We start from the raw sequence: 24,181 nt of genomic DNA on the forward strand, positions 1-24,181 counted from the left end.
CCTTTCCGGTTCGGAAAGGAGCGCTTTGGTGTTATTATTTAAGTTCTAGCAAGCGGTCTTTCAGTTCTTGCTCCATTGAAACGAGTTCTTGTTCAGCAGCGGCGCGTTTGGCACGGCCTTCTTGCTGGATTTTAAGCGTTTCTTGCAAGGTTTCGATCAAGCTAGATTGTGTTTCTTTCAACGTTTCGATATCGACAATACCTCTTTCGTTTTCACGTGCTGTTTCGATCGCGTTTGTTTTAAGCATATCCGCATTGCGTTTTAATAGCTCGTTCGTCGTTTCAGAAACTTGACGCTGCGCTTGGACAGCTTGTTGCTGGCGTAAGAGCGTGAGAGCAATCGCGACTTGGTTTTTCCAAAGCGGAATCGCCGTCATGATTGAAGACTGAATTTTTTCAGCAAGCGCTTGGTTGGTATTTTGAATCAACCGAATTTGTGGGGCTTGTTGAATCGTAATTTGGCGACTTAGTCGCAAATCATGCACCCGTTTTTCCAGTCTATCAGCAAATTGCATCAAATCGTTGTATTCCTGAAAATCCATTTGATCGCCTGTTTGCTCAGCTTTTTTCTTTAATTCTGGAAGAAGCTTATCTTGAATATCTTCGAGTTTTAATTCCCCAGCTGCAATGTATATATTTAAGGCTTGGAAATAATCTTTATTTTTATCATAAAGTTGCTCAAGAAAAGAATTATCTTCGATTAGTCGTTTTTTCGAATGCTCCAATTTTAAAGCGATCCGATCAATTTGAGTTCCAATTTTTTGATATTTAGATGTGATTTCATTGATCGATTGCTTCACACGGTGAAACATTTTTGTGAAGATGTTTTTATTGCGCGCTGCAAGTTCATCTGGATCAGCTTCTTGAAGTCGATACATCAAGTCACTGATAATGTCACCGATTGGTCCAACATCTTGCTTTTGGACATGAGCAAGCATGGAGTGAGAAAAATCATGTAATTTAGCTTGTGCTGGTGCACCGTAGCTTAAAATCGTTGCTTGATTTCCCGGTTCGATTTGTTTACTTAGCTCAAGCGCTTGTCGCTTATTGCTTTCTGGAAGCATATCGACAAGGCGAGGAGACGCATTACCATCAGTTTCACTATTTAAAAGGCTTGTTTCAGTGCTTTCATCTGTTCCAAATGGATTGGAAAGCAAGTCATCAAGCGTATGATTCATTTCCTTTTCAAGCATATCGGTTTGGTTCAGTTCTTTATTTTCTTTTGAGTCACTCATGATTTTGACCCCTTTCGAATTTCTTTTTTTGCTTTGAAATCGAGTTTTTAGCAACTTCAAGTTCAAAATCAAGGTTGTTTACGTCTTGGTTCAGCAAGGTGAATAAATCTTTTTCGATCACGCGACTTAAATCATTCAAAAGAGAGCGCGTATCAGACAAGGTTTGATAAATTTTTTTATCTTTCACCGGTTGGCTTTCTAAAAAGGCATATTTCTCTGTGAGTTCAACAAGCGAATCTAAATGAGAGAAAAAGAAATCTTCTGCTTCATAAAAACGCTTTGGTTCTTCTTTAACGATTTGATAAAGACGTTTAGTTAATTGCAACGTTTTGTTGCGTTCTTGGAAGGAATAAAGAGCTTTATGCGAACTCATGATTTTTTGCAGGCGCAAGATTTTTGCACGGGCTTCCTCTAAATTAGAACGAATATAGCGATACTCTTTATTCGTTAATCCTGTTTTTTCAGCCAAGGCTTTTTCGCCAGCTTTTGATGAAAAGAAGAACAAAATACCAGCTACTGCAAGCGTTATGAGCGTGATAACTAAGTAATGGTGTGTGAAAATCGCGGAAAGAATACCGAATAGCACGCAAACAATGATCACAGAACCTGTAAATGCCATTATTTTTTTAAATAGAGTCATGGTTTATCTTCTCCTTCAGTTCCTGATTCTAAAATGTTTAACAGAAAATCATGTTTGATTTATTTAAACTTTTTTTATGCGTTTTAGAAAGGATATTTGATTTAAATTCATCATATCATATTCCCTAGAAACATGTTATCAGTCGCGCGACGTAAATTCTTCTCGGACCGCTTAATTATGTTACAATATAGAAAAAAAAGAAGGTGATCCAAGTGCGTAATTTAGAAGAAAAAACATTACGAGAAAAAACATGGTTTGAAGGGCGTGTTGTGAAGCTTGTGACGGCGGACGTTGAACTTCCAGATGGAACGACTGGAAGCCGTGAGATCGTGAAACACCCAGGCGCTGTCGCGATACTTCCGATTTGTGACTCTGGAAAGCTCCTTCTAGTGGAACAATACCGCAAACCACTCGAGAAAGCAATTGTTGAAATTCCGGCTGGGAAAATAGAACCTAGTGAAGATAAAGAAATAACGGCAGCACGTGAACTAGAAGAAGAAACAGGGCATGTGGCAGGAACCCTCAGTTACCTGACCTCATTTTATACGGCTCCAGGTTTCTCAGATGAACTTTTACATATTTATGTGGCACGCGATTTAAAAAAATTGCAGCATCACAGGCCACTTGATGAAGACGAATTTGTCAACATCCTCGAAGTGACGCTTGACGAAGCGAAGCAATTAGTGGAACAACAAGTGATTCACGATGCCAAAACGGTTTATGCGATTCAGTATTTGGAGTTAGAAAACTTAAAAAGGCAGCTTGAAGACGAGTAACTTTTTAAAATGAAAAAGGAAAATGAGAAGAGGGGAGGCCAAACATGGTCCATTTTTTTCAGAAAAGAGCGGGTTTCATTTATCAATTGTTCATCGTGAGCTTGATCATTTTGTCGCTTTGTTTGCTAGATAATTCGTCGGCTTGGGCGAATATCGTGCAGTGGCTGATTTGGCTCGTTTTTGTCATTGATTATGGCGTTCAGTTATTTCGAGCGAAGAATAAAAAGAAGTTTCTTAGAACGCACTTTTTAGAGGCACTCTCTGTTATCCCATTCCTACACGATTTTCGGGTTTTTAAACTAATCTCCGTTCTGCATTATGTCGGCTATCTTTCGAAAGGCTTGCGTCACTCATGGAATATTTATAATATGTTGCTTAAATATTTTTCAAATCGGCTGGTGATTGGACTTGTGATTACGATCATCGTGGTACCGTTCATTATGTTTCTGATTGAGCCTAGTTTCACTTCTTATCGGGAAGCTGTTTGGTGGTGCATTCAGACGGTTTCGACAGTTGGGTACGGGGATGTGATTCCGGATACGCAACTCGGTCGGCTAATTGCTGGATTTATGATGCTGATCGGTATTTCGATTTTAGGTGCCTTTTCAGGTGTTGTTAGTGAATATTTTCGTGGGAAAAAGAAAAATGACTTTGATAGTTTGGTGAAATCTATCGCGAATACAGATTCCTTAACACCTGAACAAAAGAAAGTCCTGAAAGATTTGATTGATACGAAAAAATAGCTAAAAACAAGTCGCTTAATCTTAGAAATTAAGCGACTTGTTTTTAGCTTGTAAAATGTTCGTGGTGCGTGCTAACCATAGCTTCATTTGCGGCATCTGGATCGAGATATTGTTTAGCGCTATTGACAGCGATGGCGCCTTCATGTAATCCAGCTGAGATAATTCGGATTTTGCGTGAGTAGGAAGCAGCATCTCCACAGGCATAAACGCCCGGAATATTAGTTTGCATAAAGGGGTTTACTTGGATGCCCCAATCGGCAGTTTGTAGTCCCCAGTTTTTCGTGAAGCTAAAATCTACTTCCACGCCGTGACTGATAAATAAGGCTTCACAGGAAAGTTTTTCTTCTTTGCCAGAGGGTTTTGCGCAAATCGTGACAGTTTCAAGCTCATTTCCTTCATTTAAAGAAGTGATTTCATGTTGCAAATGAACTTGGATATTCGAGGCGAGCAAATCTGTTGCTCGTTTTTCATAGCCTTTGAAGTTTTCACCTCGATAAATCAGGTCTACACTTTTGGCGATGGGTTGCAAAGTGAAGGCCGCATCAATGGCAGCATCGCCTCCACCTGAAATAACCACTTTTTTATTACGGAATTGTTCGAGGTCACGCAAATGGTAATGCGTCTTTGCATGATGCAAGTCAGCGTTTTTAGCAACGAGCGGATTCACCTCGTAAGTGCCACTTCCACAAGCGATAATCACTGTTTTTGAATAATGATATTCGCCGTCTTCTGTTTGCAAAAGAAAAGTTTCATCTGGTTGTTTAGTGAGGGATGTGACGCGTTTGCCGAGCACGAATTCAGGCTCAAATGTTTCTGCTTGTTGCTTAAAGTTTTGAACTAGCTCGTAACCTGTTGTTTCCGCGATTCCACCCACATCATGAATTTTTTTGTCTGGATAAAAATAGCGAATTTTCCCACCTACATCTGGCTCAGCATCAATGACTTTGGTTTTTAAGGCGCGTAGGCCGCTGTAAAAAGCTGTGTAAAGCCCAACAGGACCAGCGCCAATAATTGTAACATCAAATAGTGAGGACATCTGGTTCAAGCTCCCTTACAACATCTTTAATTTCGCATCCGCTACATGTTTCATAAGGAATGCAAATGGGAACGCCGGCTCTTTTATCAAGAACGATATCGGCTTTGACATTAAATACGGCTTCAAGCGTTTCTTCAGTCATCACATCAACTGGATCCCCGCTTGCGGCTACTTGTCCATCTTTAATGGCGATCATATGGGAAGCATAGCGTGAAGCATGGTTCAAATCGTGCACAACCATGACGATTGTTTTGTGTTCCACTTGATTGAGCTCTTTCAAAATATTCATAACATCTAGTTGATGCGTCATATCAAGGAAAGTTGTTGGTTCATCCAAAAAGACAATTTCCGTATCTTGGGCAAGCGCCATTGCAATCCAAGCGCGTTGTCTTTGCCCACCAGATAATTGATCAAGCGGACGCTCTTTTAAATCGAGCAAGTTGGTCATTTTAAGGGCCCAGTGGATCATTTCGTTATCTGCTTTTGAGCGAGATTTGAAACCGGTTTGATGCGGGCTACGACCGTAAGCGATCAACTCTTCAATTGTTAATCCGTCCGGGGCAGAAGGGTTCTGCGGAAGGATAGCGAGTTCTTTTGCGATTTGTTTAGTCGGTTCTTGATGGATTTTTTTCCCATCTAAAAACACAGCTCCTTGGCTAGGTTTAATCAAGCGAGCCATCGTTTTTAAAATGGTGGACTTGCCTGAACCGTTGGCACCAACAAGCGCAGTGATTTGTCCTTTAGGAATTTCTATGTTAAGCGAATCCACGATAATGCGCTTTTCATAAGCGATTTGCAGATTCTCTGTATAAAATTGCTTCATTATATATTCCACCTTTATAAAAAGTGATAATCATTCTCAATGTTTTAAGTATAAAAGTTTTGTGGATAAGTTTCAAGCAATTCTAGTAAGTAACTAGACGAGAATCATTCTAAAAAAGGTAAGAGTTTTAAGTAATTGATAATCAATCTGGACAGAAGAAAGAATCTATGGTATCTTTTTAACCATAGTAAGCAGAACGAAAATCAAGAATTTTTAATCAAGAAAATAAAATTTAGTCTTGTTTTTTAATTAGAATTATTATAATATAAAAAAGTCAATTGAGAATGAAAAAGTGAAGTAAAGGGAGGTTCTGGGTAATGGAAGGACGGATTAATCGAATTAAAGCGCAGTTACATGATGCGAGTTATAAATTAACCCCACAACGTGAAGCAACTGTACGTGTTCTTTTAGAAGATGAGAAAGAGCATTTAAGTGCGGAAGAGGTTTTTATGCGTGTGAAAGAGATTGCGCCTGATACTGGCCTTGCGACGGTTTACCGGACTCTTGAACTTTTAACCGAACTGCGCGTGGTCGATAAAATTAATTTTGGGGATGGCGTATCGCGTTTTGATTTACGTAAGGAAGGTGCTAAGCATTTTCATCACCATCTGGTTTGCTTAGAATGTGGCTCTGTCGAAGAAATTCAAGAAGATTTATTAGAAGAAGTCGAAAAAGTAGTGGAAGCCAAGTGGCACTTTCTTGTGAAGGATCACAGGTTAACGTTTCAAGGCGTGTGTTCGAAGTGTCGCGCAAAAGGAAAGAAGAAAGATTGAGCGAGCATCAGCGGGAGCTGATGCTCGTTTTGCTTTTTAATCGAGCAAGGGAAAACTTGGGAAGAAGGAAAGAGAGATTTGGCGCTTTTTCTTGCGGGATTCCTTAGGTTTAAAGTTCAATCTTGGTTGGTTTCGTGGTAAAATGAGAATGCGGGAGGCGAGATAATGGAGGAATGGATTGAAGATTTTTTGCATTTTTTAACGGTCGAACGCGGATTGTCGGAGAACACGAAAAAAGCGTATGCGCGTGATTTACATTTTTTTGCGAACTATTTAAAGGAAGAAGAAGGAATTACGCGGCCTGATGTTGTGTCACGTGCTGAAATTGTTTCCTTCATGAATTTTGCTCGCGAAAATGGGAAATCTGCTCGGACGGTAGCGCGCTATATTGCTTCGCTCCGCTCATTCTTTCATTTTTTGCTTCATGATGGGAAGGTGGCGCACGATCCGATGATTCAAATCGAAACGCCTAAACAGCGCCAAAGTCTTCCTAAGGTCTTGAATTATCAAGATGTTGAAAAGTTGCTTGAAGCACCGGATACTGGAACGGTGTTTGGGCTTCGCGATCAGGCGATGCTTGAAGTACTTTATGCGACTGGATTACGTGTTTCTGAACTCATTAATTTAAAACTAGATGATCTTCATTTACATATGGGGTTTATTCAAACGATCGGGAAGGGAAATAAAGAACGAATCATTCCGCTTGGAGGAACGGCGACAAGAGCTCTTGAAAGTTATCTGGAAGCGGGGAGACCGAAGCTTTATCGCACGAAATCTCGCAATGATTTTGTATTTTTAAATCATCACGGCAAAGGAATGACGCGTCAAGGTTTTTGGAAAAATCTCAAGCAAATGGCGCTAAAAGCTGGGATAGACAAACCGATCACACCGCATACGTTACGACATTCGTTTGCAACACATCTTCTTGAAAACGGCGCGGATTTAAGGTCTGTCCAAGAACTCCTTGGGCATGCCGATATTTCAACAACACAAATTTATACGCACGTAACAAAAGCACGGCTTAAGGATGTTTATAAAAAATATCATCCGCGTGCTTAACCAAAAAAAGAACTTTTTGAGGACTTAAGAAGGGTGAGAAGTGGGCTAGTGGACAAATTTAAACGAATTCATGTGATTGTAATGGATTCAGTTGGAATCGGGGAAGCTCCTGATGCAGCTGAATTTGATGATTTTGATGTGGATACGCTCGGGCATATCGCTAAACGAAGAGAAGGGCTACATTTACCTGAGATGGCTAAACTTGGTCTTTCCAATATTGAACCGGTTTTGGGGGTTCCAAAAAGCGACGTCCCGCTTGCTTATTACACGAAGATGCAAGAAGCTTCACGCGGGAAGGATACGATGACCGGACACTGGGAAATTATGGGGCTTTATATTGATACGCCGTTTCGTGTTTTCCCAGACGGCTTCCCGGATGAATTGATTCACCAAATCGAAGCAAAAACTGGTCGGAAAGTGATTGGAAATAAACCGGCAAGTGGAACGGAGATTATCGAAGAGTTTGGTGAAGAACAAATGAAAACGGGTGCGCTGATTGTGTACACGTCAGCAGATTCAGTGCTGCAAATTGCGGCGCACGAAGAAATTATTCCGCTTGCTGAGCTTTATGAGATTTGTGAGTTTTGCAGGGAGCTCACGCGAGATGATCCTTATATGCTTGGTCGGATTATTGCGCGACCTTATGTTGGGGAACCAGGTGCCTTTGTACGAACTCCAAACCGGCATGATTATGCGCTTAAACCGTTTAAGCCGACTGTTATGAATGCTCTTCAAGATGGTGGAAAAGACGTGATTGCGATTGGGAAGATTTCGGATATTTTTGACGGGGAAGGTGTCACAGAAGCGATTCGCACGAAGTCCAATATGGACGGGATGGATCAACTGAATCGTGTTTTGGAGCAAGATTTCACAGGGCTGAGCTTTCTGAACTTAGTGGATTTTGATGCGCTCTTTGGGCATAGGCGAGATCCGGATGGTTACGGTGATGCGCTTGAAGAGTTTGATGCTCGCTTGCCGGAAGTGTATAGCAGACTAGGCGAGGATGACCTGCTTATGATTACAGCGGATCACGGAAATGACCCCACTTACCGGGGAACGGACCATACACGAGAATTTGTGCCGCTGCTTGTTTTTTCCAAACGTTTTAAAGATGGAGGCAAGAAACTAGCGCTCCGGAAGACGTTTGCTGATCTCGGGGCAACGGTTGCAGACAACTTTGATGTCGCGATGCCCGAATACGGCGAAAGCTTTTTAAATGAATTAAACTAAAAAATGATGGGAGTTTGAAGTGAGATGAGTATGGAAAAATTGAATGAAGCTGTGAAGAAAATCCGATCACATTATACTGGAGAGCCAAAAATTGGTTTGATTTTAGGTTCTGGTCTAGGTGTGCTTGCAGATGAAATTAAAAATCCAACCAAGCTTTCTTATGAAGGAATTCCACATTTTCCAGTTTCGACGGTTTCAGGTCACGCTGGTCAATTTGTATTCGGCGAACTTGAACAAAAAGAAGTGGTCGCGATGCAAGGGAGATTTCATTTTTATGAAGGTTATAGCATGGAAGATGTGACTTTCCCTGTTCGCGTGATGAAAGAGCTTGGCGTGACACATCTAGTTGTGACAAACGCAGCTGGCGGTGTGAATGAGCTTTATCAAGCAGGCGACTTGATGTTGATTTCGGATCATATCAATTTTACTGGGACAAATCCATTAATCGGTAAAAATAATGATCATTTTGGTCCACGCTTCCCTGATATGTCGGAAGCTTACCAGCTAGATCTTCGTGTTACGGCTCGTAAGATTGCACAAGATCTCGGGATTGAAATTCGGGAAGGCGTTTACGCAGGGTTTAGCGGGCCAACCTATGAAACGCCAGCTGAAATTCGGATGATCCGCACACTTGGGGCTGATGCCGTTGGGATGTCAACAGTGCCTGAAGTGATTGTTGCGAACCACGCAGGGCTTAAGGTGCTTGGGATTTCTTGCATCACCAATATGGCGGCTGGCATTTTGGATCAACCACTTTCACACAGTGAAGTTATTGAGACGACAGATCGCGTACAGCAAACTTTCCTCACTTATGTTCGAGCGATTTTGAAGGAGATGTAAAGGGAAACCGTTTTTTCTGTTCTTGGCAGGGGAAACGGTTTTTTTCTGCAAGAAGCGCGAGGTGAGCGTGTGTGAAACGAAAAAGTCTTGAAAGGTGCCCGGTCGATTCTTGAAAGAAGAGAAATTGGTTTTATTCTTTTCTAAAGATTGTTATTGTTTCGGGTGGGCGGTTTGTGCTACTATAAGAAGGAACTTTAACGCAAAAAGGAATGGAAGAGCGAAAGGTGGGGGACAGGTTTGACTTTTGAACGGTATGGGACGATGAATGTAAACGAAGCCGGACATCTCGAAATTGGTGGGGTGGACACGTTAGAGCTTGCCAAAAGATACGGGACCCCGCTTTACGTGTATGACGTTGCGTTAATCCGGGAGCGGGCACGTGGATTTAAACAAACGTTTGCGGAACTGAATGTGCAAGCTCAGGTGGCTTATGCGAGCAAAGCGTTTTCTTCTGTTGCGATGTATGAACTGATGGCAGAAGAGGGGCTTTCGTTAGATGTGGTTTCTGGCGGAGAGCTTTATACGGCAATTCAAGCGGGTTTTCCAGCGGAGCGAATTCATTTTCACGGCAATAATAAAACGCTAGATGAAATGGAGATGGCGCTTGACTATCAAATCGGCTGTATTGTGATTGATAATTTTTATGAAATCGAGCTTTTAAAAAATTTGCTTAAAGAACGAAAAACTAAAATACAAGTATTGATTCGGGTTACGCCGGGAATCGAAGCGCATACGCATGATTATATTTTAACTGGACAAGATGATTCAAAATTTGGTTTTGGCTTGACGAATGGACAAGCGGAACGTGCGATCGAAGAAGTGCTTGGGAATGCTGATGTGTTTGATTGTATCGGGCTTCATTGTCACATTGGATCGCAAATTTTTGAAACAACAGGTTTTATTATGGCAGCGCACAGGATCATGGAGCAACTGATCGTTTGGCATAACAAGCTTGGCTTTGATTCAAAAGTGTTGAACCTTGGTGGTGGCTTTGGTGTTCGCTATACGGAAGAAGACGAGCCACTTGAACCAGAAGTTTATGTGCGTGAAATCGTGAAAGAAGTTAAGAAAATGGCGTTAGCAAATGGGCTTTCTATCCCAGAAATTTGGATTGAACCAGGGAGATCACTTGTCGGAGAAGCGGGAACAACGCTTTACAAGGTCGGCTCACGTAAAGAAGTGCCGGGCATTCGAAACTACTTGGCGGTTGATGGGGGCATGAGCGACAATATTCGTCCAGCGCTTTACGAAGCACACTACGAGGCTGTTCTTGCGGCATCTCCACTTAAAGAAGCCGAAGAAACGGTTGCGATTGCTGGAAAGTGCTGTGAATCAGGTGATATGTTGATTTGGGATTTGCCGCTTCCAAAATCGAGTGCAGGCGAGGTGCTTGCCGTTTTTTGCACGGGTGCATATGGCTATTCAATGGCTAATAATTATAATCGCATTCCAAGACCCCCTGTTGTGTTTGTGGAAGATGGCGTTAGTCGGCTAGTTGTTCGAAGAGAATCTTATGAAGATTTGGTGCGAAACGATTTGCCACTATACTGAGGTGGATGAATAACGATGGAAATGAAATTGAAAGTAGATGCGTTTGAAGGACCACTCGATTTATTGCTGCACTTGATTGGAAAGCTAGAAGTGGATATTTATGATATTCCTGTTGCAGATATCACGGAGCAATATATGGAGTACATTCACACGATGCAAATTTTAGAGCTCGATGTGGCAAGCGAATATCTAGTTATGGCGGCTACGCTTCTTGCGATCAAAAGCAAAATGCTTCTTCCTAAGCAAGAAATTGAGGAAGACTTCGACGAATTTGACCCAGAACTCGATCCACGTGATGAACTCGTGGAACGCCTTATGGAGTACAAGCGCTACAAAGAAGCGGCACGTGAACTTAAGGATAAGGAAAACGAGCGCGGTTTTTATTTTAGTAAAGCACCGATGGATTTGTCGGAGTATGAAGATGAAACTTCGTCACTTGATCTAGATGTGACGCTAAACGATATGCTCGGAGCATTTAATAAGTTGCTTCGTAGACAAAAACTAAGTAAACCGCTTCATACGCGGATTACAACACAAGAAATCTCCATTTATACGCGAATGGATGATGTGATGAAGCAGCTTCAAGCGGTTTCTGGTAAAATCAAATTTGAAGACTTATTTGAAGAACAAACACGCGAGGAACTGGTTGTCACGTTTTTAGCTTTACTTGAACTGATGAAGCGTGAACTAGTGTTAGTTGAGCAAGAATCAAGTTTTTCCGATTTGTTTGTGAAAGGTAGAGATAATCAAGGTGAATAAAGAAGAACAATTAGGTATTCTTGAAAGCTTGCTTTTTGCAGCAGGTGATGAAGGATTATCAACCAAGCAATTGACAGAAGTGATGGAAGTGACCTACATAGAAGCGCTCAATTTGCTTGAGACACTTAGCGAAAAATATGCGGGAAGTCCTGCAAGTGGGCTTGTTTTACTTGAACTTGCGGGGGCTTTTCAACTCGCAACGAAAAAAGATTATGCGCCTTACTTGAAAAAATTGGTTGAATCTCCGCATGCCACGTCACTTTCACAGGCTTCGCTTGAAACGCTTGCGATTATTGCTTATAAGCAACCGATTACACGGATGGAAGTAGATGAAGTCCGCGGGGTGCAAACGGACGGCCCGATACGCACGCTTGTCGCGCGAGGTCTTGTTACGGATGCAGGGCGTGCAGAAGGTGCTGGACGAGCTAAATTATATGTCACAACTAATGAATTTTTAGATGCATTTGGATTGAAAAGTTTAGAAGACTTACCGAAACTTGCAGAGCAAAGTGAAGATACTGAACAAGATGAGTTAGACTTGTTCTTTGACCGGTTTAGTCAAAAGGAGGAAAAAGAATAATGGAAAGACTCCAAAAGGTCATTGCAAATGCTGGTGTGGCTTCGAGACGGAAAGCGGAGCAAATGATTCAAGATGGAAAAGTGAAAGTGAACGGAAAACTTGTGACGGAGCTTGGTGTGAAGGTAAGTGACTCTGACCGGGTTGAAGTAGAAGGTGTGGAATTGACAAAAGAAGTGAAGCGCTACTTTTTACTGTATAAACCACGCGGAGTTGTTTCAGCGGTTACGGATGACAAAGGAAGAAGTGTTGTAACGGATTACTTTGATGATATTCCCGAGCGCCTTTATCCTGTTGGAAGACTGGATTATGATACATCGGGTTTATTGCTAATGACAAATGACGGCGAATTCGCTAACTTACTGATGCACCCGAAATATAATGTTGAAAAACGTTATGTGGCTCGTATAAAAGGCATTCCTGAGAAGGAAAAATTGCAACAGCTGGCACGAGGAATTATGATCGAAGGCAAGAAAACGGCTAAAGCTAAAGTACGCCAATTGTCTTTTGATAAAGCCAAGCAAAAAGCGATCGTTGAAATTACGATTCATGAAGGCAGGAATCGGCAAGTGCGGAAGATGTTCGAAGCGATTGGGCATCCTGTGCAAAAATTAACACGTGAAGCTTACGGGTTTCTTGATTTGCGTCATTTGAATGCTGGAGAAAGCCGCGAACTGAGTCATCATGAAGTGAGGCAGTTGAAATCATTGGCTAAATTTGGTCAAAAACCACATAGTTGAATGAGCTTTTACTTGAGTAACAAAGTTTCTAATAGATTGTTTGTATAAAAACATGTATATTTTAAAATGTAGTTATTTTGTTAGTTATGTTTATTCTTCAAAAAGTATGTGGGTGCTTTTGGAGAAGTAAGGGAAGAAAGCGGCTTTTTTTATGATAAAGGAAGTTTAGTTTGCCCTACCTGATGAAATGAAAAAGAGAACTTGGGGGATGAGTACTTATGAGTGATCAAATAAAAGTGCTTGTTGTTGATGATGAAGACAGAATTCGTCGCCTTTTGAAAATGTATCTCGAGCGAGAAAATTTCCGTATTGATGAAGCAAGTGACGGAGATGAAGCGATACAGATGGCACTCAACAACGACTATGAAGTAATACTTCTTGATTTGATGATGCCTGGTAAAGATGGAATTGAGGTTTGTAGAGAATTACGGGAATACAAATCGACACCAGTGGTAATGTTAACTGCTAAAGGAGAAGAAGCAAACCGTGTTCAAGGATTTGAAGTAGGAGCCGATGATTACATCGTAAAACCATTTAGTCCACGTGAAGTAGTGCTTCGCGTGAAGGCTGTACTTAGACGGGCGAAAAGAAACGACACGAGTGTAGTAGCTTCTGTTCCCGGTGATATTATTAATTTTCCGCACTTAAGTATTGATAATGAGGCACATCGTGTTATTGTTGATGGTACTGAAGTGAATTTAACACCTAAGGAATATGATTTGCTTTATTATTTGGCGAAGTCGCCGGACAAGGTTTTTGACCGTGAATCTCTCTTGAAAGAAGTATGGCGTTATGAGTTTTTTGGCGATTTACGAACGATTGATACACATGTCAAACGGTTAAGAGAAAAGTTGCTTGATATCTCGGAAGATGCAGCCAAAATGATCGTAACAGTCTGGGGTTTGGGTTATAAATTTGAAATTCCGGAAGAATAAATCCGAATAAAAATGAGCAGGTTATGTAAAGATTGCAGTTTGCCAATTTCTACAATGCGCCTGTTCATTTTTAAATGGCGAGGGAGGCGTAAATGGGTTGAAGTTTTGGAATAGCATAGTGGGGAAAATCTGGAGTACCACGATCTTGCTCCTTATTGGTGTGCTAGTCATTTGTGGCTTCCTTGTCGCGGTGATCTATGAAAAAAATAATTTAAATGAAATTGAAAAAGAAATGAAAGATACATCAAATAAAATTATTCAAGTGATGCAAAACGATGATGAAGTTATTAAGCCAGGCAGTCATGCTGAAAAGACGCTTGATATGCTCGATGACTCTGTTGGCGTCATTATTGCTCAAGATGGGACGAGCGTTTTTACAAAAGCATCTAAGGATCCTATCTCGAAAAGTTCGATTGATCGCTTGACACAAAATAAGAAATTAAATGAAGCGCTAGGGAAATCTCCAGATCTGTTAATGAAATATGATTTTGAAGACAACCCAGAAAACGTCTCAATTGAGCTGTATGCGAAAAAGTTTCAACTGAGTAATGGTGAAACAGGGGTCGTCTATTTGTACAAGTCGTTTCATGAAATTCTAAATGTTACTAAGAAAGCGACGCGGACTCTTATTCTTGCAGGAATTGGTGCGATTTTAATTACTTCTTTACTATCGTTTATTTTTTCTTCGCGCATGGCGTTCCCACTTCGTGAAATGAAGAAAATTGCGGTTGCCGTTTCACGCGGGAATTTTGATAATCGGGTTCCTAGTTATACGCATGATGAAATCGGGGATCTCGGGCTTGCTTTTAATGATATGGCGCAACAGTTAAAATACAATATTAGTGCACTTAGGCAGGAAAAAGAACAGCTTTCTAACATCCTCGTTGGTATGGCAGATGGGGTTATCAAATTTAATATTGATAAAACGATTATTTTAAGTAATCCTCCTGCTGAGGAGTTCTTGCATAGCTGGTTTTTCTCTCAAGAAAACGAAGAGAAAGTGTTAGTACCAGAGAAGCTAAATCAAATGCTAGATGAAATTTTGAATACGCGAGCAGAAACGGTTGGCGAGATTACTTTTGATGGTCAAACTTTTGTTGCGATTATGACGCTTCTTTATAATGGAGATAATATCCGCAGTATTGTGACGGTTATTCGGGATATGACAGAAGAGAAACGACTTGAGAAAACTAAAAGTGATTTCGTTAGCAACATCTCGCACGAGCTTAGAACGCCGATTTCGATGCTTCAAGGCTATAGTGAAGCGATTATTGACGGAGTGGCGCAAACAGAAGAAGAGGTTCGCGAATTCGCACAAATTATTAATGAAGAGTCGCTCCGGATCGGTCGCTTGGTGAACGATATGCTTGATTTATCACGGATGGAAGCGGGCTTTACTCAACTTGATAAGCGTGAAACAGAGCTTGTTCCGTTCTTGCAAAAAATTGTTTCCAATTTCGACGTGCTTTCGAAGGAAAATAATGTGGTATTGAAGTTAGAAGCAGATGATCCAGATGTGCGTTATTCGTTTGACCGAGACCGATTAGAACAAGTTTTGATCAATTTAATTATGAATGCGATCCGACATACTGGAAATGATGGGGAAGTCGGAACGGTTACGGTACATGAGCATGTTGATCACGCGAACGAGCAATTGCTTATTGCAGTCAATGATAATGGGTCAGGCATTCCAGAAGCGGATATTCCTTATTTGTTTGAGCGATTTTATAAAGCCGATAAAGCACGAACAAGAGGGAAAGCGGGTACCGGGATTGGGCTTGCGATCGTAAAAAATATTGTAGATGCGCATAATGGTCAGATTACGGTGGAAAGTACGGTGGGCAAAGGTTCTTCCTTTATTATTAGCCTGCCATTAAATGAACTGAGGGGGAATTAAGTTGACAGAACGTATTCAAAAAACTTGTAAAGAATCTTTGGTGATTAAGACAAGCCGAGTGTTCCCGCAAGATACCAATAATCATAATACGCTGTTTGGCGGAAAACTGATGACTTATATTGATGATACAGCTTCTATTAGTGCGTCAAGACATTGCCGAGTGGGGATTGTTACAGCATCAACGGATTCGGTGGACTTTTTGAAGCCAATTAAAAGTGATCATTCGGTTTGTTTGGAATCGTATGTGGCTTCTGTTGGCAGAACTTCGATGGAAATTTTTGTGAAAGTTATTTCTGAAAATTTGATGACGGGCGAGCGTTATCTAGCAGCGACTTCTTTTTTGACTTTTGTTGCGATTGACGATGATGGAAAGCCTGTTGAAGTGCCAGAAGTGATCCCTGAAAGTGAAGAAGAACAAATGATTCATAGTGGAGCAGAAGTTCGGGCAGCTGCTCGTAAAGAACGGCTTAAAGCGAGCCGAAGTCTTGCAAGTGCGCTTAAGACAGATATTCCTTGGTAAAAAGGGGTTGCCAAATTAAACTTTCGTGGTAAAATTAATATTGTGTTCATGTTCTGTGTAACTTGACACAAATAAAATTCATATTGTTCATCTTCGGGGCAGGGTGTAATTCCCGACCGGTGGTTAAAGTCCACGATCTGCTTTTTAGCGGTTGACGCTGGTGAAATTCCAGGACCGACAGTATAGTCTGGATGGGAGAGGATGTAGACGGCTTTTTTTGGCTTGTCTTCTTTAAGTGATTCATTTCTGTCTATCTTAGACAGTTTGTTTGGTGATTCACAAACCTCTCTAATCTTTAGGTTAGAGAGGTTTTTTTATGGAAGCGGCTTGATAAGTTTGTCTGACTTTCTTTTTAGATGAACCAAAAGGAGAGTTAAACTTGAAGAACTATTCGTTGAAGACTTTTGTAAGTATTGCGGTATTTGGAACAGTAGCATTTATTATTATGCAACTTCAATTTCCAATTTTGCCAACCGCGCCTTTTCTAAAACTGGATTTCAGTGAAATTCCTGTTTTGATTGGTGGATTGATGTTTGGACCACTTTCTATTGTCTTGATTGAAGCTTTAAAATGTGTTTTGCATTTTATTATTTCGGGAAGTCCGGTTGGGATTCCTGTTGGTGAAATGGCAAACTTCCTTTCGGGGATTTGTTTTACGCTACCAATTTACTATTTATTCCGCTATATTCGCGGGACAAGAGGGATTATTATTTCAGCTTCGCTCGGAACGCTACTTATGACGTTTGCGATGGCGGTGTTTAATTACTTTGTCTTGCTTCCTTTTTATGTGAAACTGGGCGGATTACCTGCAAATACAGATGTTTCGGCATTGATTTTTGCCGCGGTCATTCCGTTTAATTTATTAAAAGGTGTGATTGTAAGTGCCGGCTTTATGCTACTTTACGCACCAATGCGAAATTTTATTGCTAAAAATCGCTCGAAAAAAGAGCAACAAAAATATCAAAAAAAGCACCGTGAAATGGAACACCGTGCTTAAGGTTAATGATGCGGATCGCCATGAAAAGGGTGATCCGCTATTTTTATGGAAAGCGAAGGACAGTTGAATTCTGCTTCAAGTGCATTGTCTTCTTCTGCTTCTGGGATGGGCTTTGTGCCGCTATTGTTATCTAGGATAGCGTAGGCCACACCTTCTGTATTGTAGTCGTATAGATTTGGAGCATGAAGAGCACAAGCTCCACAAGCGATACAGGTATCTTGATCAACGATTGTAAACTTAGCCAAATCAATCGATCCTTTCCTAGTTAAGTTTCATGCAAAGTATAGCATGTTTTGGGAAATTTGCGCAATGCTTCTAAAAGAGATGCCGAACGCGTGTTTCTATGGTATGATGAATGAAGACTGAGGTGAAACGTGTGGAACTTTTAGATCAATATATCGTAGCGCTACTAACGGCGTTTAAGCGGCCTAGAAAAGAAGCTTTTTTGCATGCTGTTATGACGGGGCGACGAACTGGTCAAGCGGTAACTGATACGCATTTAGCCAAAATTAGTTCGCTATTCGGGCTCTCTCCGTTTTTAACCGAAGAGGTTTTAACTGCTAGATTAACAAAACTGAAGCAAGCAGGAACGCTTGAGCTGCGGGCTGATACTAATGAATGGTGCGTGCGAAAGCAAGTTTCGACGCCTTATTTTGAGCGCGTGGGCTGGAATGGCTTTTGGATGCAGGAACGGCCGTTTTTGTTTTTTCAAAATTTGTTGCTTGCGATTCAAGTTTTGAGTAATAAGCATCATGGGAAAAAACACTACATGCCCGTTGTTCGGGATAAAAAAGCGCAGTTCTGGATCAAAAAGTGGCTAGCGAATTTTGCGAATGCGGATGATTTAAATGAACGCTTGTTTTTGGAGCTAGAAGCTTGGCTTTCGAAAGGATATATTTCGCAACCGGAATTTTATACCGATCAGTTTTCAGGAGGAAAACTAGTCGGGGAAACGCTTGAGCAAATTGCGGATGCGCATTCGGTTTCGACAGAGGAAGTTTATTTTGAGACTTTATATGGCTTGCACCGGCTTTTTCAGGAGAAAAAATACTATCCGCTACTTCAACTTTTGATGCCACGTCCGGAAGCGCTTTTGACGTTATCAGGCAAGAGGACTTACGGATTTTTGCAGAAAGGCTATGATTTTGATGAAATCGTGCAGATGCGAAATTTGCGGAAAAGCACAATCGAGGATCATTTTGTGGAAATTAAAGCGACTTTTCCGGAGCAAGCGGTGCCAGAAATGCCAGATAGGTCACTTGTTGAACAAATCCAAGTCGGGGATTTTTTGACTTTGAAGGAAATCAAAGCATCGTTTCCGGAACTGGATTATTATCAAATTCGCTTGGCTGTGGTTGCAGGAGGGAAGGCATGAATTTAGAACAGGAATTAAAGCGCTATTTGGGTTTTGATACTTTTCGTATGGGGCAAAAAGAAGTCATAGAAACAGTTTTGAGCGGTGAAGATGTCTTTGCCATGCTTCCGACTGGGATGGGGAAAACGGTTTGTTATCAACTGTCGGGATACTTAATAGACGGGCTTGTGGTGATTGTTTCGCCATTACTTAGCTTGATGCAGGATCAAGTGGAACGAATGCGCGCTTACGGGGAAAAACGTGCCGTTGCGCTGAACAGTTTTTTATCGACAGCTGAAAAAAATGAAATTCTCGCTCATCTTTCTGCTTACAAATTCGTTTTCCTCTCACCTGAAATGCTCGCAAGTGAGGGTATTCGGACAGCTTTCTTGCGGGAAAAAATAGGGCTTTTTGTGATTGATGAGGCGCATTGTATTTCTCAGTGGGGGCATGATTTCAGGCCGGATTATCTTTTTCTTGGTGAATTTCGAGAAAAAGCGAATAAACCGACGACGATGGTGCTCACGGCAACGGCGACAAAGCGAGTTCGAGCGGATATTTTGGAGCAGCTTAATCTTTCGGGTATCAAAGAAATAATTTATTCGGTTAATCGACCTAATATTAGTTTTCAAGTGGAAAAATTTGCAGCAAAGCGCGAAAAAGAAGAGGCTTTGCTTGACCTCGCAGAGAAGCTTGCGACGCCTGGAATTATTTATTTTTCGAGCAAACGACTTGCGGAAGAAACCGCTCATATTTTACGCCGAGAAAAAGGGCGACGTGCAGCTTATTATCATGGAGACATGGAACCGCTTGACCGGATTTTGATTCAAGAGCAATTTGTCTCTGGCCAGCTTGATTTGATTTGTGCGACAAGTGCGTTTGGGATGGGGATCGATAAAGCTGACATTCGTTTTGTGATTCATTATCATTTGCCGGCTGATCTTGAAGCTTATATGCAGGAAGTAGGACGTGCAGGACGTGACGGGATAGAGAGTGTTGCGATATTACTCTATGCAAATGGAGATGAAGTTTTGAGGCAACAACTGGCGGACCGAGATTTGCCAGATCCTAATTTGCTTCAGCTACCAGAAAACTTAAAAGAAACACTACCGAAAGCTGAAAAAAGATTTTTGAATTATTTTTTACGTTCTGGGCTTTCAGAAGAAGAAATTAGGGAAAGAATAGAAAAAAGACGTTTAATCAAACAAGAAAATTTACAGGCTCTTCTAGGATTTATTCAAACGGACGATTGTCGTAGAGTCTACTTAATGAGTTATTTTGGAGAAAATGATTTTAGTGAGGCGGGTGGTGAAAATTGCTGTGATAATGACGCTGCATCGCTCGAACCATTTTTACGTCGAGAGGAAGAACAAGGTGAGGTTTCAGGCAGTTCTTTTCGGGCGAGATTGCATGATTTACTCTTAGAATGAGTTTTTTTCAATAATTCTTGTACTAATTGTTGTTCAAGATCGGGTTTGCGGTTATAATTGTTACAGGGATATGTCAAATTTATTTTAAAAATCCAGAATGAGGAAAGAGTTTTTGTTTTAAGGAGGATTTATGCATGGCAAGGAAAAGGCGCAATGATGAAAAAGAATATACGCCGTCCGATGATTACGATCATGATTTTTATAATAACTCGGAGGACGAGTTTAATGATGAACCGCCAATGCTTTCGCGGTCTGATAGTAGAAAAGCAAAGAAAACTGGAATTTTCCGTTATCCACTTTTAAATATCTTGATTATTTTCTTTCTACTAATTCCAATCGTTGTTGTCATTGTTTTTGTAGCTGTTCAAAATTCGGGACAGCCTGATAATGCAGTGAAAGAGGAAAGCAGTGTTTCCGTTGATAGCAACACGAAAGCAAAACAAGAAGCAAAGGAAAAAGCTGCAAAAGAAAAAGAGGCTAAAGAAAAGGCTGCCAAGGAAAAAGCTGCTAAAGAAAAGGAAGCAAAAGAGCAGGCTGCAAAAGAAAAAGCTGCCGCTGAAGAAAAAGCTAAACAGAATGAACAAGCACAACAGCAAGCAGCACAGGAAAAAGCTGCGGAAGCTGAAAGACAAGCAGCTGCTGAAAAAGCCGAGCAAGAGCGTCAAGCGCAAGCTGCTGCAAAAGCTGAGCAAGATAGAAAAGCAGCAGAAGAAGCGAAAAAGCAAGCGGAAGCAGCGCAAGCTTCTAGTCATACGGTTCAAGCAGGAGAAACGCTTTACCGGATTGCTGTGAATGCGTATGGTGCTTCAAATGCTACACAAGGTGTTCAAAAAATTAAGCAAGCAAACGGACTGTCTTCGGATAGTGTGCCGGTTGGAACTGTAATTAAAATTCCTAAATAAGTAAGAAAAGAATGAGCGGAAGGCGGGAAGAGATTTCCGAAAAAAGCTCGTTCTTTTTGTGGAGAAGGGGAGATGAAATGACAAAAGTAGCACTGGTCACAACAGGCGGAACTATTGCAAGTCGAAAGACAGCTTCTGGAAAACTGGCTTCTGGTGAACTAACAGGTGAAGAACTAGTTCAGATTTGTGGGCTTCCTAATGAAATTGAAGTGGATATTTTTTCGACTTTTCAGCTTCCATCAATGCATATTTCAAGAGAGCATCTCGTGGATCTGCAGAGGACCATTGAAGAGATTTTTACTGATCCTTCCTACGCGGGCATTGTAGTCACCCACGGTACTGATTCGCTTGAAGAGACTTCTTATTTTCTTGATTTAACGATTCGAGATGAGCGACCGGTTGTTGTTACTGGCTCACAACGGGCTCCAGAAGAAATGGGAACAGATGCATTTATCAATATTCGTCATGCAATACATACTGCATCTGAGCCTCTTCTTAAAGGGGCTGGGACGGTTGTCGTCTTTAATGAAAGAATTTTTGCTGCACGTTACGTCAAAAAAGTACATGCATCAAACATTCAAGGATTTAGTGCATTTGGTTTTGGATATCTTGGAATTATTGATAATGACCAAGTTTTTATTTATCAAAAACCAGTTTTGCATGATTGCTTTGAATTAAAACGACCACTTCCTGATGTAGCCATTGTGAAATGCTACTTGGATGCTGACAGTTTTATGATTGATGCCTTGATTGAAAAAGGTGTGGATGGTATTGTACTGGAAGGAGTAGGACGCGGACAAGTAGCGCCTAAAATGATGCCTGGTATTCTTCGTGCGCTTCAAAAACAAATTCCTGTTGTGATTACAACAAGCGCTGAGGAAGGAAATGTTTACACAACCTATGACTACTTGGGCAGTACTTTTGATCTTTATAATCAAGGTGTGATTCTTGGGAAAGATTATGATAGTAAAAAAGCACGCATGCGACTTATGGTACTGCTAGCTTCTGAAAAAGATGCTACGCAAGCTAATTTTTATTGAACAGAAGGGAATTAAATGTTAAATGACGAAAAAAATATGTATCGCGATTGACGGCCCAGCAGCAGCAGGAAAAAGTACTGTGGCTAAAATTGTAGCAAGTAAACTTCAATTTATTTATATTGATACAGGAGCAATGTATCGGGCGGCTACTTATTTGGCCTTTCAAGCCGGAATTTCTTATGAAGATGAAGCAGGAATTATGGAATTGCTCCAAGCAAAAACGATTCGTTTTGAACCGGGAGATATTCAACAAGTGTACATTGATGATGAAAATGTCACAAATGTAATTCGCACGGACGAAATTACCAACCATGTCTCGATCGTTTCTGCACATCCCCTTGTTCGAGAAGCTTTACAAAAAAAACAGCAAGCGTTTGCCTGTGCAGGAGGCGTTGTCATGGATGGCCGTGATATTGGGACAGCGGTTCTTCCAAATGCTGAACTTAAAATTTTCTTACTTGCAAGTGTTAAAGAACGAGCAGAACGACGCTACAAAGAAAATAAAGCAAAGGGCTACGAAGTGGACTTTGAACAACTTCAAAAAGAAATTGAAGAGCGCGATCATCTCGACTACACTCGAAAGCATTCACCATTAAAAAAAGCAGAAGATGCGATTACGGTTGATACGACGAGTATGTCTATTCAAGAAGTCGCTACTAAGATTCTTGATTTAGCGAACCAGACAATTGAGCAATGAGAAAAGGGCTTGTAAATTAGTTTACAAGCCTATTTCATTTGGCGAAAAAACTTGACAAATATGTTGTTTTGTAGGATGTTAGAAGAGAGATTTTTTCTAATTCAGAGATAAAATCTTTTAGGATTTTCTTGCAAAAAATCAATCTGACGAATGCCTTTTAGTGAGTAGGTGGACTCCCGTAATGACGAATTTGCTACGTGCCTTGTCATGAAGATTGTTAGAAGCTGTACTTCTTTTGCGGTTACAGAAAGTCCTAATTCGAGAAACGAATTAAGGAGGGCTACGCATGTCTGATGAATTAAACAATGTGGAAGTTAGAAATTTTGAAGAAGGTGACAAAATCACCGGCACAGTTACAAGCGTGGAAGATAAACAAGTTTATGTCGGAATTCCTGACAGCAAATTGGATGGGGTTGTGCCGATTAGCGAATTATCCAACGTACATGTAGAAAAAGCTTCTGACGTAGTGAATGTCGGAGATACTCTTGATCTTGTAGTTACGAAAGTAGAAGAAGATGTTCTTGTTCTTTCAAAACGCAAAGTAGATGCACTGAAAGCAGCTGATGAAATCAAAGCGAAATTTGAATCAGGTGAAGTTTTTGATGCTGTAGTAAGCGATGTTGTGAAAGGCGGTCTTGTAGTTGATCTTGGAGTTCGAGCTTTTGTTCCTGCTTCACTTGTAGAAGATCATTTTGTAGAAGACTTTTCTGACTATAAAGGAAAAACATTAGCATTTAAAGTGGTTGAATTTGAGCCAGAAAAAAATCGTGTAATCTTAAGTCACCGCGCTGTGGCTGAAGCTGAAAAAGAAGAAAAGAAAAAAGAACTTCTTGCTACGATTAAAGAAGGCGACGTCTTAGAAGGAACGGTAGAGCGTCTTGCAAGTTTTGGTGCGTTTGTTGATCTTGGCGGAGTAGACGGGTTAGTTCATATTTCGCAAATTTCTTATGAGCACATTGGGGCTCCTAGTGACGTCTTAACAGAAGGCGAAAAAGTAAAAGTGAAAGTTATTGGAGTAGATCCGGAAAACGAACGGATTTCACTTTCCATTAAAGAAACACAACCAGGACCTTGGGATAACATTGCTGAAAAAGCTCCTGTTGGTGCTGTGTTAAAAGGTAAAGTTATGCGCCTTGTTTCGTTTGGAGCGTTTGTTGAAGTATTTCCTGGTGTAGAAGGTCTTGTTCATATTTCACAAATTGCGCATAAGCACATCGGAACACCAAGTGAAGTTCTTGAAGAAGGTCAAGAAATAGAAGTGAAAGTCTTGGATGTGAATGAAGATGAAAAACGTCTATCACTCAGCATCAAAGCGCTTCTTGAAGAGCCTCAAGAAGAAAATGATTATGAACTTCCAGAGGAAAACACTGGCTTCCAAATGGGAGATTTAATCGGAGATCAGTTGAAAAATATCAAGAATGACGATGATAAATAATTTTTAAAAAAGTTCTTTAAGAGTAAGCGCTACTTACTCTTAAAGGACTTTTTAGTAGTTGCTAGTAACGTGATTAAAAAAGAATGGGGAATTTTTCTTGAGTAAAGCCGATTTGGTAAGTTGTTTATGATATGGTTTTAGTAAAAAGCAGTTTAGAAATGGACTTAGAATCTTGTCTTTTATAGGGGAGATT

At 40.8% G+C, this 24,181-nt stretch carries 25 protein-coding genes and 1 riboswitch; of the genes, 20 read left to right on the top strand and 5 right to left on the bottom strand.

Features of this window, described 5'->3' with window-relative positions:
* Positions 1-34: 34 nt before the first annotated feature.
* A complete protein-coding gene (locus UR08_RS02310; RefSeq protein WP_115752045.1) occupies positions 35-1,234 on the bottom strand; it encodes a toxic anion resistance protein in 1,200 nt (399 codons plus the stop codon).
* Complete coding sequence (locus tag UR08_RS02315) at positions 1,227-1,874, bottom strand: 5-bromo-4-chloroindolyl phosphate hydrolysis family protein (RefSeq protein WP_115752046.1); 648 nt, start codon at positions 1,872-1,874, stop codon at positions 1,227-1,229. The genes UR08_RS02310 and UR08_RS02315 overlap by 8 nt, the downstream gene beginning before the upstream one ends.
* Before the next feature lie 212 nt (positions 1,875-2,086).
* Between UR08_RS02315 and UR08_RS02320 the strand changes: the two genes are divergently transcribed.
* Together UR08_RS02320 and UR08_RS02325 are read left to right on the top strand one after the other, a co-directional pair.
* Entirely contained in the window at positions 2,087-2,650 is a 564-nt protein-coding gene (locus UR08_RS02320) for an NUDIX domain-containing protein (protein ID WP_115752047.1), read from the top strand.
* A gap of 44 nt (positions 2,651-2,694) precedes the next feature.
* The gene (locus UR08_RS02325) at positions 2,695-3,393 is read left to right on the top strand and encodes a potassium channel family protein (RefSeq protein ID WP_115752048.1); all 699 of its coding nucleotides are present in this window, start codon (positions 2,695-2,697) and stop codon (positions 3,391-3,393) included.
* Positions 3,394-3,436: 43 nt separating this feature from the next.
* Here UR08_RS02325 and UR08_RS02330 read toward each other — a convergent pair whose 3' ends face one another.
* Both UR08_RS02330 and UR08_RS02335 read right to left on the bottom strand, forming a co-directional pair.
* The gene (locus UR08_RS02330; protein ID WP_115752049.1) at positions 3,437-4,429 is read right to left on the bottom strand and encodes an NAD(P)/FAD-dependent oxidoreductase; all 993 of its coding nucleotides are present in this window, start codon (positions 4,427-4,429) and stop codon (positions 3,437-3,439) included.
* Positions 4,413-5,252: an ABC transporter ATP-binding protein gene (locus UR08_RS02335; RefSeq protein ID WP_115752050.1), complete on the bottom strand. Its 840-nt coding sequence runs from the start codon at positions 5,250-5,252 to the stop codon at positions 4,413-4,415. Before UR08_RS02335 ends, UR08_RS02330 begins: the two co-directional genes overlap by 17 nt.
* A 317-nt stretch (positions 5,253-5,569) precedes the next feature.
* Here UR08_RS02335 and fur point away from each other — a divergent pair, with 317 nt between their 5' ends.
* From fur to UR08_RS02395, 12 genes are all read left to right on the top strand, one after another.
* Positions 5,570-6,025, top strand: a complete 456-nt coding sequence (gene fur / locus UR08_RS02340) for a ferric iron uptake transcriptional regulator (RefSeq protein WP_115752051.1) — start codon at positions 5,570-5,572, stop codon at positions 6,023-6,025.
* 165 nt (positions 6,026-6,190) lie between these two features.
* Positions 6,191-7,084: a site-specific tyrosine recombinase XerD gene (gene xerD / locus UR08_RS02345; protein ID WP_115752052.1), complete on the top strand. Its 894-nt coding sequence runs from the start codon at positions 6,191-6,193 to the stop codon at positions 7,082-7,084.
* Positions 7,085-7,132: 48 nt separating this feature from the next.
* Complete coding sequence (deoB, locus tag UR08_RS02350; RefSeq protein ID WP_115752053.1) at positions 7,133-8,314, top strand: phosphopentomutase; 1,182 nt, start codon at positions 7,133-7,135, stop codon at positions 8,312-8,314.
* 24 nt (positions 8,315-8,338) lie between these two features.
* A complete protein-coding gene (locus UR08_RS02355; protein ID WP_115752054.1) occupies positions 8,339-9,154 on the top strand; it encodes a purine-nucleoside phosphorylase in 816 nt (271 codons plus the stop codon).
* A 237-nt stretch (positions 9,155-9,391) separates the two neighbouring features.
* Positions 9,392-10,705, top strand: coding sequence for a diaminopimelate decarboxylase (gene lysA, locus UR08_RS02360; protein WP_115752055.1), 1,314 nt, complete (start codon positions 9,392-9,394; stop codon positions 10,703-10,705).
* A 15-nt stretch (positions 10,706-10,720) separates the two neighbouring features.
* The gene (locus UR08_RS02365) at positions 10,721-11,464 is read left to right on the top strand and encodes a segregation/condensation protein A (protein WP_115752056.1); all 744 of its coding nucleotides are present in this window, start codon (positions 10,721-10,723) and stop codon (positions 11,462-11,464) included.
* Positions 11,457-12,044 carry an SMC-Scp complex subunit ScpB gene (gene scpB, locus UR08_RS02370; protein ID WP_115752057.1) on the top strand — a complete coding sequence of 196 codons (588 nt, stop codon included), beginning with the start codon at positions 11,457-11,459 and terminating at the stop codon, positions 12,042-12,044. The genes UR08_RS02365 and scpB overlap by 8 nt, the downstream gene beginning before the upstream one ends.
* On the top strand, positions 12,044-12,781 hold the full coding sequence (locus UR08_RS02375; protein ID WP_115752058.1) for a pseudouridine synthase: 738 nt from the start codon (positions 12,044-12,046) through the stop codon (positions 12,779-12,781). The genes scpB and UR08_RS02375 overlap by 1 nt, the downstream gene beginning before the upstream one ends.
* A gap of 218 nt (positions 12,782-12,999) precedes the next feature.
* Entirely contained in the window at positions 13,000-13,716 is a 717-nt protein-coding gene (locus UR08_RS02380) for a response regulator transcription factor (protein ID WP_115752059.1), read from the top strand.
* Positions 13,717-13,813: 97 nt separating this feature from the next.
* Positions 13,814-15,613: an ATP-binding protein gene (locus UR08_RS02385; protein ID WP_115752060.1), complete on the top strand. Its 1,800-nt coding sequence runs from the start codon at positions 13,814-13,816 to the stop codon at positions 15,611-15,613.
* A gap of 1 nt (position 15,614) precedes the next feature.
* Positions 15,615-16,133 (top strand): acyl-CoA thioesterase, encoded by a 519-nt coding sequence (locus UR08_RS02390; protein WP_115752061.1) that lies wholly within the window; start codon positions 15,615-15,617, stop codon positions 16,131-16,133.
* A gap of 85 nt (positions 16,134-16,218) precedes the next feature.
* Positions 16,219-16,340, top strand: a riboswitch (FMN riboswitch).
* A gap of 172 nt (positions 16,341-16,512) precedes the next feature.
* Positions 16,513-17,130: an ECF transporter S component gene (locus tag UR08_RS02395; protein ID WP_115752062.1), complete on the top strand. Its 618-nt coding sequence runs from the start codon at positions 16,513-16,515 to the stop codon at positions 17,128-17,130.
* Positions 17,131-17,132: 2 nt separating this feature from the next.
* Here UR08_RS02395 and UR08_RS02400 read toward each other — a convergent pair whose 3' ends face one another.
* Positions 17,133-17,375, bottom strand: a complete 243-nt coding sequence (locus tag UR08_RS02400) for a ferredoxin (protein WP_115752063.1) — start codon at positions 17,373-17,375, stop codon at positions 17,133-17,135.
* A gap of 131 nt (positions 17,376-17,506) precedes the next feature.
* On the opposite strand from UR08_RS02400, the gene UR08_RS02405 reads away from it, so the two are divergent.
* From UR08_RS02405 to rpsA, 6 genes are all read left to right on the top strand, one after another.
* The gene (locus tag UR08_RS02405) at positions 17,507-18,505 is read left to right on the top strand and encodes a YpbB family protein (RefSeq protein WP_165849935.1); all 999 of its coding nucleotides are present in this window, start codon (positions 17,507-17,509) and stop codon (positions 18,503-18,505) included.
* Positions 18,502-19,914 carry a RecQ family ATP-dependent DNA helicase gene (locus UR08_RS02410; protein WP_115752065.1) on the top strand — a complete coding sequence of 471 codons (1,413 nt, stop codon included), beginning with the start codon at positions 18,502-18,504 and terminating at the stop codon, positions 19,912-19,914. Before UR08_RS02405 ends, UR08_RS02410 begins: the two co-directional genes overlap by 4 nt.
* Positions 19,915-20,048: 134 nt before the next feature.
* Complete coding sequence (locus UR08_RS02415) at positions 20,049-20,816, top strand: LysM peptidoglycan-binding domain-containing protein (protein WP_115752066.1); 768 nt, start codon at positions 20,049-20,051, stop codon at positions 20,814-20,816.
* Between the two features lie 77 nt (positions 20,817-20,893).
* Positions 20,894-21,856 (top strand): asparaginase, encoded by a 963-nt coding sequence (locus UR08_RS02420; protein WP_115752067.1) that lies wholly within the window; start codon positions 20,894-20,896, stop codon positions 21,854-21,856.
* Positions 21,857-21,878: 22 nt separating this feature from the next.
* On the top strand, positions 21,879-22,553 hold the full coding sequence (gene cmk / locus UR08_RS02425; RefSeq protein WP_115752068.1) for a (d)CMP kinase: 675 nt from the start codon (positions 21,879-21,881) through the stop codon (positions 22,551-22,553).
* Between the two features lie 286 nt (positions 22,554-22,839).
* The gene (rpsA, locus tag UR08_RS02430) at positions 22,840-23,988 is read left to right on the top strand and encodes a 30S ribosomal protein S1 (protein ID WP_115752069.1); all 1,149 of its coding nucleotides are present in this window, start codon (positions 22,840-22,842) and stop codon (positions 23,986-23,988) included.
* The last annotated feature ends 193 nt before the right edge of the window (positions 23,989-24,181 follow it).

The sequence above is a fragment of the Listeria kieliensis genome (assembly GCF_003369925.1).
Taxonomy (GTDB): domain Bacteria; phylum Bacillota; class Bacilli; order Lactobacillales; family Listeriaceae; genus Listeria; species Listeria kieliensis_A.

What these genes read in the sequence shown, in the direction of transcription:
- UR08_RS02310 (WP_115752045.1), bottom strand. Translation starts at nt 1,234, where the DNA reads ATGAGTGACTCAAAAGAAAATAAAGAACTGAACCAAACCGATATGCTT.
- UR08_RS02315 (WP_115752046.1), bottom strand. Translation starts at nt 1,874, where the DNA reads ATGACTCTATTTAAAAAAATAATGGCATTTACAGGTTCTGTGATCATT.
- UR08_RS02325 (WP_115752048.1), top strand. Translation starts at nt 2,695, where the DNA reads ATGGTCCATTTTTTTCAGAAAAGAGCGGGTTTCATTTATCAATTGTTC.
- UR08_RS02330 (WP_115752049.1), bottom strand. Translation starts at nt 4,429, where the DNA reads ATGTCCTCACTATTTGATGTTACAATTATTGGCGCTGGTCCTGTTGGG.
- UR08_RS02335 (WP_115752050.1), bottom strand. Translation starts at nt 5,252, where the DNA reads ATGAAGCAATTTTATACAGAGAATCTGCAAATCGCTTATGAAAAGCGC.
- fur (WP_115752051.1), top strand. Translation starts at nt 5,570, where the DNA reads ATGGAAGGACGGATTAATCGAATTAAAGCGCAGTTACATGATGCGAGT.
- xerD (WP_115752052.1), top strand. Translation starts at nt 6,191, where the DNA reads ATGGAGGAATGGATTGAAGATTTTTTGCATTTTTTAACGGTCGAACGC.
- UR08_RS02355 (WP_115752054.1), top strand. Translation starts at nt 8,339, where the DNA reads ATGAGTATGGAAAAATTGAATGAAGCTGTGAAGAAAATCCGATCACAT.
- UR08_RS02365 (WP_115752056.1), top strand. Translation starts at nt 10,721, where the DNA reads ATGGAAATGAAATTGAAAGTAGATGCGTTTGAAGGACCACTCGATTTA.
- UR08_RS02375 (WP_115752058.1), top strand. Translation starts at nt 12,044, where the DNA reads ATGGAAAGACTCCAAAAGGTCATTGCAAATGCTGGTGTGGCTTCGAGA.
- UR08_RS02380 (WP_115752059.1), top strand. Translation starts at nt 13,000, where the DNA reads ATGAGTGATCAAATAAAAGTGCTTGTTGTTGATGATGAAGACAGAATT.
- UR08_RS02410 (WP_115752065.1), top strand. Translation starts at nt 18,502, where the DNA reads ATGAATTTAGAACAGGAATTAAAGCGCTATTTGGGTTTTGATACTTTT.
- UR08_RS02415 (WP_115752066.1), top strand. Translation starts at nt 20,049, where the DNA reads ATGGCAAGGAAAAGGCGCAATGATGAAAAAGAATATACGCCGTCCGAT.
- UR08_RS02420 (WP_115752067.1), top strand. Translation starts at nt 20,894, where the DNA reads ATGACAAAAGTAGCACTGGTCACAACAGGCGGAACTATTGCAAGTCGA.
- cmk (WP_115752068.1), top strand. Translation starts at nt 21,879, where the DNA reads ATGACGAAAAAAATATGTATCGCGATTGACGGCCCAGCAGCAGCAGGA.
- rpsA (WP_115752069.1), top strand. Translation starts at nt 22,840, where the DNA reads ATGTCTGATGAATTAAACAATGTGGAAGTTAGAAATTTTGAAGAAGGT.